This is a genomic window from Enterobacter sp. ECC-219, from assembly GCF_043966805.1.
GTDB lineage: Bacteria > Pseudomonadota > Gammaproteobacteria > Enterobacterales > Enterobacteriaceae > Enterobacter > Enterobacter cloacae_N.
The window spans coordinates 3,829,143-3,843,261 of record NZ_CP143680.1; the positions used below are offsets into that span (position 1 = coordinate 3,829,143).

Genomic DNA, 14,119 nt, shown 5'->3' on the forward strand with positions numbered 1-14,119 from the left:
TCAATTTTTTCTGTATGAGGAGTAATAACTCATGGCGAAAGAAATACTATGTGGTTTTGGAGTGGGTGTAGATGCCGTTGCAGGCTGGCTATCTTCTTATGGGGGAGAAGATTCTCCAAGCGATATATCTCGCGGTATGTTCGCTGGCGAAGTAGGTACTCCACGTCTTCTGAATCTATTTGACCAGTTTAATATCCCCACCACCTGGTTTATGCCTGGTCATTCCATCGAAACCTTTCCTCGGCAAATGGAAGCAGTTGTCAATGCTGGACATGAGGTAGGGGTTCATAATTACAGTCATGAAAACCCAATATCTATGTCGCCTGACCAAGAAAGAGAAGTCCTTCTAAAAGGCATTGACATGGTCACAAAATTAACAGGGAAGAGACCTACTGGGTATGTCGCTCCATGGTGGGAATTTTCTCCTGTAACCACAGATCTTCTATTAGAAAATGGCATCAAATATGACCATTCACTAATGCATCATGATCATCAGCCTTATTATGTCAGGAAAGGTGATTCCTGGACCAAGATAGATTATTCCAAGACACCGACCGAATGGATGAAACCGCTGGTACGCGGAGAAGAGACGGACCTTATTGAATTACCCGCCAGTTGGACAATCGACGATATTCCTCCTTTCATGTTCATGAAAACAAAACCCAACAGCCAAGGTTTCATGAATCCCAGGGACATCGAACAGTTGTGGAGAGATCAATTCGATTGGGTCTACCGTGAGCATGAATATGCGATCTTTACTTTTACGATTCACCCGGACGTATCTGGACGCCCGCACGTGTTAATGATGCTCGAACGCCTCTTAACTCATATGCTTGGTCATCCAGGGGTGAAATTCCTAAAATTGAATGACATTGCAGATGACTTTGCCAAGCGATCTCCACGGATAAAATAATGACACGGCAGCCGATAAGGCTGCCTGTTTTATGTATCTCAAACCATAAATCCGCTATTTTTTGATAGTTCGAGAATTCTGTCTCTTATTCCTGAAACGAGTGGGTTACGTAATGAGCTATCAATCCATACCAAATAGATTGAATTTATAGGGAGTCTCTCATGGACATTCACTTCAACGATCTGACCTCCTGCTATGCTTTGGGCGCATAAATACTCAGGCATCACAGTCCAACCAATATTTTCTCGGATCATTCTTTCTAAAATCCGCAAATCCGGTACAGTAATAGACGGACGAAGCAGTGCAAAAAATCGCGAAGAATCCTGGAAAACTTCCCTTATCAAGGGTAACTGTTCATCGTAAGCTATTAGAGGAAGCTTCGACAGCGTATCAATCACGTCCTCATTTTCTTTGAAGTTGTCTGCTATGAGTGACGCTACCACAACTATTAACTTTTCCATTCCAATTTCAGCATATCCAAATTTTTGTTTATCCGGCATAGAAGTTGTGAAACCTAGTTGACAACTTCCGTCCAGAAGACAGCTGTATATGCGCTTCCTATTTCCTGTCAAAACTTTAAATTTAATACCTTCATTGAATAATATTTTCACCAAGTACGGTAATTTTGACCACATTAATTCTGCTGGCCCGATGAAAGATACTGTCCCCGAGGACTTTCTTGTACGTGATCTAAGCATCGACAACTTCAGTTCAATCGTTTCTAAATCTGAAGCCACCAATCTCGCCAATTCCTCCCCATCCACTGTAGCCACCACACCATGTGAACGACGAGTAAAGAGAACACACCCGGTAAAAGCCTCAAGTGAATGAATGTGGGCAGACATTGCAGGCTGGCTTATGCCCAACCGCATTGCCGCTTTTGAAATCGAACCAGCTTTGTATACTTCAACAAAACTTCGTAACTGAACCAGATAGCTCATACTGCGCATCCTTAAGAGCCTGAAGCTCTCCGATTACGACATAAAATCGAAAGCCTGCACAGTATTATGTTATAAACATGTTCCGTTAATGCTTCTATACATATTAACTTATTTTAACAATTAAAGGATTTTATAGGGCAAGGATAGAACATATCAAGATAACCCATTGATATACCTATATTTTACGTGCGTTATACTGGTTGGCATTAAGGTTTCAAGCATGCCATGAGATTCGGATTGGCGTGTTGTCTTCTATTAGATACTCTGGGGAGTGATAGTCGCTAAACCTTTAAATTGACTAAACAATCATTGTATTTTTATCTATTAACGTTGACGACCTCAACTCAAATCGAGTTATCACAAATTCCGTTGGTCAGTGAAGCGGTTAGCTTCTTTTAGACCGGTTCGGACTACCTCTCGGAACATTAATCATCATCCCATGGTGCCCGTTTCCATTTTTCAGTCATGAAATCAATAAATACACTTAGCCTACGGGGTATTGGTTCTCGCCGCGCCCGGACAACACTGATCTGAGATGTGTTTGCTTCCCAATCAGGCAGAACTCGGCAAAGTTTCCCAGCTCTCAATTCATCATGAATATCCCAAGTTTCTCGAAGAGATATGCCAAGCCCCGCCAAACTCCAGGCATGCAATACGTCTCCGTTGTCACTGATAAGGTTGCCAGTAACGCTGATGCTTCTTTCATGACCGGCTTTACGTAACGTCCATGAATTGTGTAAAAAACCCGGGTAAGCGAATACTAAGCAGTTGTGATTTAAAAGATCTTCTGGTCGCTCAATGGGTGGATGATTCTTCAGATATTCGGACGATGCGATGAGAATACGTCTATTATTTGCTATTTTTCTGGCCAGAAGGCGAGAATCAGCCAGATCCCCCATACGAATAGCCAGATCGAAATCACCACTATAAAGATCCTGGATTTGGTCAGATAACCTTAAATCAAAGCCCACCCTCGGATGTACTTGGCAGAATGCAGCGATCGCAGGAGCAACATATTTTCGGCCAAACGGTGCGGGCGCAGTCAAACGAATATTTCCGCTTAACTCCTCACTATCCCCTCGGGAAAGTTCCTTCATCTCATCCAGAACGGCCAACGCTACGCGAGCCCTCTCAGCTATAGCTCTGCCCTCGTCTGTAATACGTAGATTACGGGTGTTTCTTTCAAAAAGTGTAGTGCCAAGTGCAGTTTCCAGCCTGGCTATCTGCTTGCTCACCATCTTGGGGAGTATCTGTAGGTCTCGTGCTGCGGCAGAGAAATTGTTTCTGTCGACGACGTGTAAAAACACTTCAAGGTCGTCATTTCTCAAGTTTATTTTGTTCATTTTGGGGTAAGTGTTTGTCCGTTTAGGTCTATTTAAAGGATAAATAGATTGTTCCACAATAAGACTCAATATGACAAGTCTGTTATGTCGCATGCAGTCAGAAGAATTTTGCTTTAAGTCCCCCCATATAGAGGAAGTTAAAATGCCCAAACGTATCCTGTTTGTATTGACCAGCCATGACCGTAAAGGTCAAGCCGAGAGTAAAGATGCCGCACCCAGTGGTTTCTATCTTTCTGAGGTGTCTCACCCCTACGATGTACTCACAAAAGAAGGATATGAAATTGATTTCGTGAGTCCCAAGGGAGGCAAGACACATGTTGACGGTTTAGACCTCAGCGATCCGGTTAACGCCTCCTTTTGGAATAATGATTCCTTACGCGAGGCAACTAAAACCACATTAAAACCCTCGCAGATTGATCCTGACGTCTATGACGCCGTCTACTATGCAGGAGGGCATGCGACGATGTGGGATCTCCCTGACAATATAGAGTTGGCGGGTGTTTCATCACGAATTTATGAAAAGGGTGGCGTTGTCGCTGCGGTTTGTCATGGCCCCGCCGGATTGGTGAATATTCGGCTTTCCGATAATGAAAATCTGGTTGCGGGCAAAAAGGTGTCAGCTTTTACCAACGATGAAGAACGTGCTGTAGGGTTGTACGACATTGTTCCATTCTTACTTGAAGACACGCTGAAGCAAAGAGGTGCTGAGCATCTTGCAGACGCAAATTTTCAGCCACAGGTGATTGTCAGCGAGAGATTAGTGACCGGACAGAATCCCGCTTCCGCAAAAGGAGTCGCTGAGGCAATGCTGCCTTTGTTGGCTTCTATTGAAAATAGAAGAGCCTGAGTTATGAAAGAACGCATGCCTTTTGTTATATATGTCTTTGCACTCTGCGCTTTTGCTTTGGGATTCACTGAATTTGTCACGATCGGCTTAGTTTCCAGGATATCAGCTGATCTAAACGTCAGTGTCAGTCATGTAGGTACAGCGGTGACAGCCTACGCCCTCGGTGCCGTAATTGGTGCTCCGGGATTAACTGCGTTGGCAACACGATGGCCTCGTAAAAGATTATTACTTGTTGCTATGGGCCTGTTTACAGTTGGCAATGGTATCGTCGGTGCGTCTGAGTCCCTAACGCCTATGTTGATTGCAAGATTTGCTTCCGGTTTAGGGCACGGAGTGTTTCTTGCTGTTGCTTCAAGTGTGGCAACCCAACTGGCTGGGCGACATCGTGCTGGCGCCGCTGTTTCGGTCGTTTTTGGCGGTCTTACAATTGCGTTGGCATTAGGCGTACCACTTGGTACCTACATCGGTAGTCTGTTGAGTTGGCAGTCTATATTCATGGCAGTAACGGCAAGTGGAGCGATCGGTTTCATTGGATTGGCAATGCTGATGCCCACGGATCAAAATGATCCCTCCTTGCAAGCAAATGCCATGGACGGTTTAAAAGCCATGTTCAACCCACTACTGCTTGCGGGAGCAGGAATTACAGTTTTGGCCTATGCAGGATCTTTTGCCCTGTATACGTATATTTCCCCGATTCTACTTCAGGTAACGCATGTAGACGAGCGTACGAGTAGTTTGCTTATGTTGGTCTACGGCGTGATGGCCGCTATCGGGAATGTCTGGGGTGGTCGCCTGACTGACAAGCAAGGTGCAGATCGTGCCGTGATGACAATTCTTATTGGTCTGGCGATCGTCCTCTTTGCTATGTGGTTCTCTGTCTCATCCTTAATGTTAATGGCACTGTTTATTGGGTTGCTTGGAGCATTGACATACGCAGCGGTCCCCTCAATGCAAGCAAGAGTGATAGGGCTATCTCACATACATGCACCTGAAGCTCCAGCTGTGGCAGCAGGACTGAATATTGCCGGTTTTAACGGAGGAATTGCATTAGGGTCGCTATTGGGGGGGGTAGCACTGAATGTTACTGGTCTTACAAGCCCTACTTGGGTTGGAGGCGGAGTAGTAATCGTTGGTATTTTATGGATGTTATTACAAATAAATTCTAATAAAAGACGCACCACCTCCGATTACTCCTGATAGTACACATAGCATTTAAAATGGCTCAGTGAACACCAAATCACTGAGCCATTTTATTTTACCTCTTTGAAAAATGTCACAACAAAACATAGGTTATTTTTTATTTTATAAAATCAGCCCATATCATTCTGATCTATTTCATATCAATCAGAATTTTAAACATCTTTCAAAAACACAGCGAAATTCATCAGCAATATCATTGTGTGAAAGGAGATGTATTATGTCAGACAATCCAACTTGCCTAAACATTAGAGATGGAATTCCAGACTGGATAACTATAAGGGAGGCGGTAAGACTTCTCAATGCATTGAATGGGTATAAAATAAGAAAAAGTGATTTTTATCGATTTGCTCTGCAAGGGAAAATTCGGTTTTCAATATATTTTCAATCCCCAGTAATATTGAGGAAAATTAAATCACGAAATCATAAATTAAAGCTAAGACCAATAGAAAATTCGTCAACGATGAAATCATTCATGCCTGCCGAAAGTTCCTTTGTCAACGAGAACAATTTAACTTTCAGTACTGAAGGAAGATATATCCACCCTGTACAAAGAGTCATTGACACAACATTACTCGGCTATGAATATGTCCTTATACAGCGTTTACTTGCACATTCATTAAAGATACCATCACCTGTAACAGGAGCAAAGTCGAATAATTATGGTATTACCGTCTGTTTATTGGGGGAATCGTTTCAACTTTTCGAAAAGATGACATGGCATGAAAGAATCGAACGACACGTAAAAAGGCTACCTAAAGATATTTCATCAGATGATTACGAAGATATAATACTAAACGCTACAAAGAAAGATTCGCATAAATATTATTTTCCTATGCATGAATTACCGAGTGATGCCTGCTTTGTCCTCAGAAAAAGTGAACTTGATAAGTTGATCAACAAACCGATCGAAAAAGAAATACTTCAACCGTCTCCAACTCGGATATCCACCCCTCTATCACGCCTCTTCTGGCTTGCCTGCAAAAATAATGAAACTATCAGTCCGTTAATCATGCAACCGTATAAATTATTGTCCATTTTTGAACAATGGGCATCTGAGGAAGGCATTACTGATCGATTCAGTGGCGACACGCTGAAGACAGCGCTTGAGCGCGGCTCGCCCTCTTCCATATCGGCACAAAAGTAAGATGATGTCCCTTTGCAGTGTAAGTCCGTATTAAGGATTGTATTTTCCGTAATACGGACTCATCAGCTTTCGCCACACCACGACTTTGTGTTGTCGTGTGTTCTCCCGGCTAGCGCTATATCTGCCACAGGAGAATACCGTGACATCTCATCAGTTATTACGTCTGAAACAGGTTGAGGAAAAAACGGGCCTGAAGCGCTCTCAAATCTATCTGTATATGAAAGACGGCACCTTCCCCCGCTCAATCAAGATTGGCCCGGCCAGTGTCGCCTGGCTCGAATCGGAAATTGACGAATGGATCAATATTAAATTAGTCCGCCGCTCAATAGGCTGAAGGGAGAAAATACCATGATTATCCCGTCACTGAATTACGCCGTATTAACCGATGCCCTGCATGCATTGAAGGATGGCAACATTCGTTACTGTGAATCGCTAGGATTCACTTTCGACGAAATGAATGCCCTCAACCAATTATCACTAGACGAGCTGTTTATCATCAGTCGGGAGTCTGCGCAGTTTTTGGCTGTGACGGTTCATCACGACGCGTTACACCTGCTTCTGGCGAAATCCCGTGAGGAGGTTCTGCAGCAGCAACGTATCAACCACGCTATCCGGCTGGGTGGGTCAATTGCGCTACTCAACAAGTATTTTGGCCTCACCTCCAACGAAGTTTGCCTTCGCCGCCGCTTACTGGGCGTCCGTGTGCCTTATGGCCGGACGCCAGAGCCGGACGAAGAGACGGATGCGGCCATCTGGCGGCAATGGCAACAATGCCGGGTGGCCAACCTGGAATCGACCGATGCGTTGGCCGCCATGATGCAGGTAACGCAAACCCTGCTGCCGAAAGTCGAAGGGTTGTCACTGACCATCGTCTGGAAGCGTATCGCACTTTGCGAACAGGAGGCGTCAGACCGGAGGGCCGCCCATGCCAGATGAGATTGACCGCGATCAGGAATTTAATGAGCAACGACTGGAGGATATGATTGAACAGAGTCGTTTTAAGCCAGGGTCTACGCCATCATTATTCCATTGTCGTGTATGCGGTAAGCCCATTCCTGAAAAGCGACGGCAGGCACTTCCGGGCATAACCACCTGCACGGAATGTCAGGAAAAACTTGAACGCCGAAGACGTTAATAATGGTCACAGAGACATGCAGGAATATTTCCCCTGCATGTCTCTATCATTAACTATAAATCCACAGTCGTCTTTATTAACTATTTCACTTCCTTTTATTTACCCCAAAGCTTATCCGCTTCTACCGCTAATTTATCTCTCTCATTTTAACTTTGAATTTATCGTTTATATACCGCCCCGGATATCTGATCCTGAAAGCGTCATTACATAATAGTTACCCGTATTGACGTAAATTTGCCTGAATCAGGCGTTGCTCTTTAAAAATAAGGTTCGGGCTGTCACGAAACCACAATTCAGGGTGCCGCTGAATGTTCTCGCTGACCCGTTAAAACCGGAATGCAGAATTGGGATGTGACATTTCTTTAACTCATCCTTGTTTTTAGTAGAGGAGGCCACATGCGAAAACCCATTTATCAGGTATTTGTCACCCATGAAAGTCAGCCCGACCCGCAGGGTGAAAAAAACACCTGGTGGACGAAAGTCGGCGTGGCTTTTGCCCATCACGGTAAACCCGGCCTGAACGTGGTACTGACACCCGGCATTGCCGTTTCCGGCAAGTTAGTGCTCCTTGAGCCCAGGGATGACGGCGACGCGACACAGGATACTCAGCCCATTTAACCGACCTTCCCTCTTTTCCCGGCCCTGTGCCGTCTGATGGCGGTACGCGTTGCCCGGTTTACCATTCCGAGGCCACCATGCTTTCCACCACCGTATTTCTGGCGGCGGCCATGCAGTGCGCCGCCAGCGTTCACCCGTCGACGGCACTTGATGTGGCGCGGGTCGAATCCGGTTTGAATCCGTATGCCATCGCTGAAATTCTGCCCGGTGGCAAAGGCGTGACTTCACATTTCCCCACAAGCAAGGATGAGGCCGTCAGTCTAACCGGACGGCTGGCGGCACAGGGCCGACGTTATTCGGTCGGGCTGATGCAAATCACCAGCACCAATTTCCGTCATTACCGCGTGAGTGCCCGTGACCTTCTTAACCCCTGTACCAACCTGTCCGTTTTTGAGCGCATCCTCACCGACTGCTACCGCCGCGGCGGTTCCCTCAAGCGTGCGCTCAGTTGCTACTACTCAGGAAATTTCACGACCGGCCAACAGCCGGAATCCGCGTTTAACCACACCAGCTACATCCAGCGCATCGGCTACGCCGTGCCGTCGACGCAGGAAGACCGGCAGCGACCTCCCGCCGAAAAGCTCATGCCGGAAATCCATTACCCCACCGCCGTCATGCGTGGCGAGCTTACCGATAACGCCACGCCAGTACTGGCATCCCTGCGCTACCCCAATGCCGTGATACGCGGCGCGTTACCCATTCCCGGCCCCCAGGAGGAACAATGATGAAAAGAAAAGAGTATGACTGGCCCGTCCTCTCTTCCTTGTTAATGGCAAGCCCGGTGCTGGCAGCAGACAGCGGATTTAATAAAGCCAATGAGACGCTGAGTAACACTTCCACAGGCCTGCTCGGACTGGCCGCCGTCACCATCACGCTTGCCACCATGTGGGTAGGATACAAAGTCTTGTTTGACGGCAAGAGCCTCCATGACGTGCGCAACGTCATCATTGGCGCCATCCTTATCGTCGGTGCGTCAGGTTTCGGTGCCTACTGGGCGTCATAAGGAGGTAACGATGGCTACGCTGAACAAAGCGCTGACGCGGCCTGCCGCCATAGCCGGCATTCCCCTCGTGCCGTTCGTGATGGTCAGCGGGGCCATCGTCCTGCTGGCGGTCTATGTCAGCTATTACCTGATATTACTGCTTATTCCGGCCTGGCTGGAGATGAAGGCAAAGGCCAGAACCGATATTCACTATTTCGGGCTGCTCTGGCTGGCCTTTAAAACCCGTGGCAGGTTTGGCACCAATAAACATTTTGGTGCCAATGCCCTGCTGGCAAACCGCTATGGCGCTGTCGACATTTCGGAGTTTATTGAAAAGATGAAGTTAAACGAGCGCGTTACGCTGGAGAAATACATTCCGTATTCCTCCCATATTCACCCGCACGTCATCAGAAACCGCCAGGGTGATTTGGTTGCCAGCTGGGAGCTGGAGGGCACCGTTTTTGAATGCGAGGACGAACATCACCTGACGTTAATGGCGACGCATCTCAATAACGTGATTCGTGCATATGAAGGCCTGCCAGTCACTTTCTATCTTCACCGTATCCGGGAAAAATACCACGATGCCTTTGATGCAAATTCAGGTATTCCCTTTTCTGATGAAGTGACCCGGCTGTATTCCCAGCCGATCAGCGAAAAGCCGTTCTGGCGGCACCGGCTGTTTTTCACCCTCTGCTATGCGCCCTTCTCTCCGCTGGAGAAAAAGGCCATGAAGGCACAGCCGTCAGGTAAACGCAAAACGGTGCTGGATGATGCCCTGAAAGTGATGCTGGAACACCGGGATGCGCTGGCTTCGGCGCTGTCCCGCTATACGGCGACGCCACTGGGGATGTATGAAGGCAACGGGAGGGTGTATTCCGCCCAGCTGTCCTTTTATCACCGCCTGCTCACCGGCAAGTGGCAAAAGGTGGCGGTCACGCGTGCGCCGTTTTATGAAACATTAAGCACGTCGGATGTCTTTTTTACCACTGACACCGCCGAGTGCCAGACGGTCGGCGGCGCGCGTTTTTTCCGCAGTCTGGAAATCAAAGATTATTCGCCGGAGACCGCGACCGGCCTGCTGGACGCGCTGCTGTATGCCGAAAGCGAGTATGTGCTGACGCAGTCCTTCACCTGCATGGCCCGCGATGAGGCGCAGAAGCATATTCGCCTGGCGGAAAAGCGCCTGAATTCGGCGGATGACGACGCCATTTCGCAGCGCGAAGAGCTGATTGTCCTGCGTGACCTGCTCCAGTCCGGGCATGTGTCCTGCGGAAAGTACCACTTTTCCCTGCTGGTATCTTCAGACAGCGCCGACCAGGTGGTCAAGGACACCAACGTGCTGGCGCAGCCCTTCGCCGACCTCGGCATCATGACGACGCTGTCCACGCTGTCGCTGCCCGCCGCGTACCTGGCGCAACTGCCGGGGGTGTATACGCTGCGCCCCCGTCTGGTGGCCGTCAGCAGCCAGAACTTTGCCGACCTGGCGAGCCTGCACAATTTTCATCCTCACAAACGAAACGGCAATCCCTGGGGTGACGCCATCGGGATACTGAAATCCCCCGGCGGTGGCGGGTATTACCTGAACCTGCACGACAGCCAGAGCGGGCGGGATGACTTCAACGAAAAAACGCCGGGTAATACGGCGATTATCGGTAAAACCGGCTCAGGGAAAACGATGCTGATGACCATGATGCAGCAACTGATGCAGAAGTACCGCAATCCGGCGACGTTCTCTGAATCAGCCCCCCGTAAGCAGCTAACCACCGTGTATTTCGACAAGGACCGGGCGGCGGAGATGGCGATACGCCAGATGGGCGGACGCTACTTCCGTATCCGTACCGGCACGCCCACCGGATTTAACCCGTTTAAGCTTGCGCCGACCCGGCGGAATATCAGCTTTATCAAACGACTGGTGCGCATGCTATGCGGCCGCAACGGCAAGCCGCTCGATCCGCGCGATGAGGAGCGCATCAGTGCCGCCGTAGATACCATTATGCTCGACTACCCGCCGGAATACCGCAAGTTCGGTATCACCCGGCTGCTGGAAGTCCTGCCGGAGCCGCCAACCCCCGACGCCCGCATCAACGGGCTGCGTATTCGCCTTAAACAGTGGGCGCAGGGCGGCGAGTTCGGCTGGGTATTCGACAATGAGGAGGACACCTTCAATATCAGCGACGTCGAAAATTTTGGTATCGACGGTACGGAATTTCTCGATGATGACGACATTCGCGGCCCCATCACGTTTTATCTGCTTTACCGCGTCACCAGCCTGCTGGACGGTCGCCGGCTGGTGATGTTCATGGACGAGTTCTGGAAATGGCTGGCCGATGTCGAATTCTCCCGCTTCTCGCTCAATATGCTGAAAGTGATCCGCAAACTGAACGGCATCTTCGTCCCCGCCACGCAGTCGCCTGACGAAATCGTCAAGCACCCGATTGCCCCGGCGATTATCGAGCAGTGCAGCACGCAGATTTTTCTCGCCAACCCGAAGGCCAGCCGGGAGGATTACGTGGAAAAGATGAAAGTGCCGGAAAGCGTGTACGACATCGTCAGAAACCTCGATCCGGGGGAGCGCTCTATGGTGGTCCTGAAAACGCCGTTACGCGCGGGTGAAACCCGGCCTTTTGTGGCGATGGCGAAAATGGATTTATCGGGCCTCGGGAAACTTACCAAAATGCTCAGCGGCAGCGAAGACAACCTGAAGCTGTTCGACACCCTGTATCTGGAAGGAATGCAGCCTGATGACTGGAAAGCCACCTTCCTTGAACAAGCCCTGTAATATTCATGACGGAGGTAATAAAAATGCGGTTCAGAGATATCATACTGGCATTATCACTGTTTATTTCCAACCAGGCGATGAGTGCCGGAATACCGGTATTCGACGCCGTACAGAATACCGAATCCATGAATCAGTGGATCCAGAAACTCCAGCAGTGGCAGGAAACCGTCACCCACTACAGAAGTGAACTTGATGCCTACAAGCAGCAATTAGCCACGGCAACGGGCGTGCGTGACGTTCAGGCATTTCTCCGCGAGGCCAAAAGCCTGAACACCGATATTGAAAATCTTCGTCAAAACGGTATTTCACTGGATGACCTGCTGAGCAACCAGAGCGGGTCATATTCGTCTGAACTGAATAGCTTGTATAACAAATATAAAACGTTCGATACCTGTAACCCGTCCAGCGCTTCACAACGCTATCTGGACAGCTGCAAACAGATGATCCTGAATCAGGCCGTAGCGATAGAAAATACGTCCGAGGTTGAAAACAAGATCACGGGCACGCTCGACGATATATCGGATTTATCAGACCGCATTGCTAATGCGCAGGATTCGAAAGAGTCACAGGACCTGGCTAACGCCATCGCGGCCAAAAGCGTACAATTAAATGCGCTGACCGGCCAGTGGGAAATGTCAGTCAAACAGGCTGAACAGCGAACAACGCTGCTGGAACAGCAAAAACAGAAAGCCTTTGAGCAACAGCAATTAACTGCGCCCGTTGCCGATCTGAACTCTCTACAGGGAGGTTAACATGTTAAAACCCGTATTAACCTTATGCGTCATGTCAGGCATTCTCGTTTTATCAGGTTGTAAAGAGACGAAATCAGAAGCCTGGTATAAAGAACATCCCGATGAAACCTATAAGGTCTATACGCAATGCCTCACGGATGGCGAGGCAAGCGACAACTGCGAGTTTGCGCACCGGGCAGCACTCATGTTTGCCCAGACAGGCAAACCCGGCATCAGGGAAAAATTCGAGACGCTGTTTCAGCAGGAAGCCCAAAAAAGAAAATCCGTAACTCAGTAAGAACCCCGCCAACAAAAACAGGGACCCTCCCTGTTTTTATCCCCTGTCTGTTCCTGACTAATGAGAGGCACCATGTCCGGTGGTATTTTTGTTGGTATGGACAAAAACATCATGGATGGACTCAATGCCGTGTTAGAAGGTCAGTCTTCTACCTACGGCACCCTAATCAGTGTGATTATCGTCAGTTCTTTCACCCTGTTTATTACGTATCGCGGGTATCAGACGCTGGGCGGTAAACTCCAGACACCGGTTGAGGATGTTGTCTGGGATGTGGGTCGTATGTTGCTTATTACTACCTTTGTTTTAAACCGCGAGGGCTGGCTAAATGCCATCATTGCGGCCATTGAAGGGCTTAAGGACGGCATCAGTGGCGATGATAATGTCTGGGCGCTGCTCGACACGGTGTGGGAAAAGGCACAAGCGCTGGGGCAAACGCTGTTTAATCTCGATACCTCCACCTACGTTAAAGTGAATGGCGGTTTTGCCGAGGTGCTGGTCTGGGGCGGAGCAATCGTTCTGTTACTGGCTGCAACCTTTGTCAACCTGCTCGCCGAAATCACCATTCTGTTAATGACCACCACCGCCCCACTCTTTATTTTCTGCCTGCTGTACGGTTTTCTTAAACCCATGTTTGATAACTGGCTGAAAACACTATTTACCGCAATCTTAACGATCATGTTCTCTGCCCTGTCTGTCCGGATCGCCATCAACTACCTGAATAAAATACTGGATGCCGCCACAGCAACGTCTGCTGAAAGCAATATGGTGACCCTGGCGGCGCAATGTTTGCTGGCCGGGATTGCCGCAGGCGTCGTGGTGTATTTTTCAGCGAAAATAGCCACTGCGCTGAGCGGTGCCGCCGTGCAGGCAGTGTTACAGGGTGCAGCCATGAGCGGACTGCGCGGGCTGGCGAGCAAATCTGCCGACGTCGCCGGACCCGGCATAAAGGCCGGGGGCCGACTGACCGCCAAAGGTGGCATGGCCGCAGCCGCGACAACCGGCAGATTCATTGCCGCAGGGGCGGGCAAAACCATGAGCGCCTGGCAGAAACGTGCCACCGCCATTGACAGCATGAAACGCCAGAACCAGCAGCGTCACCGTTAATTCCTCCCGACCGTTAATCTCATTTCCCCGTCACGCCGTGGCCTCAGCCAGCGGTGCGGCCTTCCTGCATTAATCCGAAAAGAG

General features: G+C 49.0%; 16 protein-coding genes. 14 read left to right on the plus strand and 2 right to left on the minus strand.

The genetic code is table 11. From position 1 onward, the window contains the following. The first annotated feature begins 31 nt into the window (after positions 1-31). Positions 32-913: a polysaccharide deacetylase gene (locus V1603_RS18255; RefSeq protein WP_015689823.1), complete on the plus strand. Its 882-nt coding sequence runs from the start codon at positions 32-34 to the stop codon at positions 911-913. 38 nt (positions 914-951) lie between these two features. Here the strand turns inward: V1603_RS18255 and V1603_RS18260 are convergent, their stop codons facing one another. Then, positions 952-1,854 carry a LysR family transcriptional regulator gene (locus V1603_RS18260; RefSeq protein WP_015689822.1) on the minus strand — a complete coding sequence of 301 codons (903 nt, stop codon included), beginning with the start codon at positions 1,852-1,854 and terminating at the stop codon, positions 952-954. A gap of 425 nt (positions 1,855-2,279) precedes the next feature. After that, positions 2,280-3,197 (minus strand): LysR family transcriptional regulator, encoded by a 918-nt coding sequence (locus tag V1603_RS18265; RefSeq protein ID WP_032693554.1) that lies wholly within the window; start codon positions 3,195-3,197, stop codon positions 2,280-2,282. Positions 3,198-3,339: 142 nt separating this feature from the next. On the opposite strand from V1603_RS18265, the gene V1603_RS18270 reads away from it, so the two are divergent. The 13 genes from V1603_RS18270 to V1603_RS18330 all read left to right on the plus strand — a co-directional run bounded on the left by V1603_RS18270 (position 3,340) and on the right by V1603_RS18330 (position 14,035). Then, entirely contained in the window at positions 3,340-4,044 is a 705-nt protein-coding gene (locus V1603_RS18270; RefSeq protein ID WP_395313048.1) for a type 1 glutamine amidotransferase domain-containing protein, read from the plus strand. Positions 4,045-4,047: 3 nt separating this feature from the next. Continuing rightward, complete coding sequence (locus V1603_RS18275) at positions 4,048-5,241, plus strand: MFS transporter (RefSeq protein ID WP_049112356.1); 1,194 nt, start codon at positions 4,048-4,050, stop codon at positions 5,239-5,241. A 220-nt stretch (positions 5,242-5,461) separates the two neighbouring features. Next, entirely contained in the window at positions 5,462-6,388 is a 927-nt protein-coding gene (locus tag V1603_RS18280) for a hypothetical protein (protein WP_088168364.1), read from the plus strand. Positions 6,389-6,527: 139 nt separating this feature from the next. Beyond that, positions 6,528-6,722 carry an AlpA family transcriptional regulator gene (locus V1603_RS18285; protein WP_009635172.1) on the plus strand — a complete coding sequence of 65 codons (195 nt, stop codon included), beginning with the start codon at positions 6,528-6,530 and terminating at the stop codon, positions 6,720-6,722. 14 nt (positions 6,723-6,736) lie between these two features. Further along, a complete protein-coding gene (locus V1603_RS18290) occupies positions 6,737-7,324 on the plus strand; it encodes a DUF2857 domain-containing protein (RefSeq protein WP_049112359.1) in 588 nt (195 codons plus the stop codon). After that, on the plus strand, positions 7,314-7,523 hold the full coding sequence (locus V1603_RS18295; RefSeq protein WP_009635174.1) for a TraR/DksA family transcriptional regulator: 210 nt from the start codon (positions 7,314-7,316) through the stop codon (positions 7,521-7,523). The genes V1603_RS18290 and V1603_RS18295 overlap by 11 nt, the downstream gene beginning before the upstream one ends. Positions 7,524-7,919: 396 nt before the next feature. Continuing rightward, positions 7,920-8,141, plus strand: a complete 222-nt coding sequence (locus V1603_RS18300) for a hypothetical protein (RefSeq protein WP_049112361.1) — start codon at positions 7,920-7,922, stop codon at positions 8,139-8,141. A gap of 77 nt (positions 8,142-8,218) precedes the next feature. Then, entirely contained in the window at positions 8,219-8,866 is a 648-nt protein-coding gene (locus V1603_RS18305; protein ID WP_049112363.1) for a lytic transglycosylase domain-containing protein, read from the plus strand. After that, a complete protein-coding gene (locus V1603_RS18310; protein ID WP_049112398.1) occupies positions 8,866-9,144 on the plus strand; it encodes a TrbC/VirB2 family protein in 279 nt (92 codons plus the stop codon). Before V1603_RS18305 ends, V1603_RS18310 begins: the two co-directional genes overlap by 1 nt. Positions 9,145-9,154: 10 nt before the next feature. Then, a complete protein-coding gene (locus tag V1603_RS18315; protein ID WP_064375573.1) occupies positions 9,155-11,902 on the plus strand; it encodes a VirB3 family type IV secretion system protein in 2,748 nt (915 codons plus the stop codon). Between the two features lie 23 nt (positions 11,903-11,925). Next, positions 11,926-12,654: a type IV secretion system protein gene (locus V1603_RS18320; RefSeq protein ID WP_064375572.1), complete on the plus strand. Its 729-nt coding sequence runs from the start codon at positions 11,926-11,928 to the stop codon at positions 12,652-12,654. A gap of 1 nt (position 12,655) precedes the next feature. Further along, positions 12,656-12,931, plus strand: a complete 276-nt coding sequence (locus V1603_RS18325; RefSeq protein ID WP_064375571.1) for an EexN family lipoprotein — start codon at positions 12,656-12,658, stop codon at positions 12,929-12,931. A gap of 72 nt (positions 12,932-13,003) precedes the next feature. Continuing rightward, positions 13,004-14,035, plus strand: coding sequence for a type IV secretion system protein (locus tag V1603_RS18330; RefSeq protein ID WP_088168363.1), 1,032 nt, complete (start codon positions 13,004-13,006; stop codon positions 14,033-14,035). The last annotated feature ends 84 nt before the right edge of the window (positions 14,036-14,119 follow it).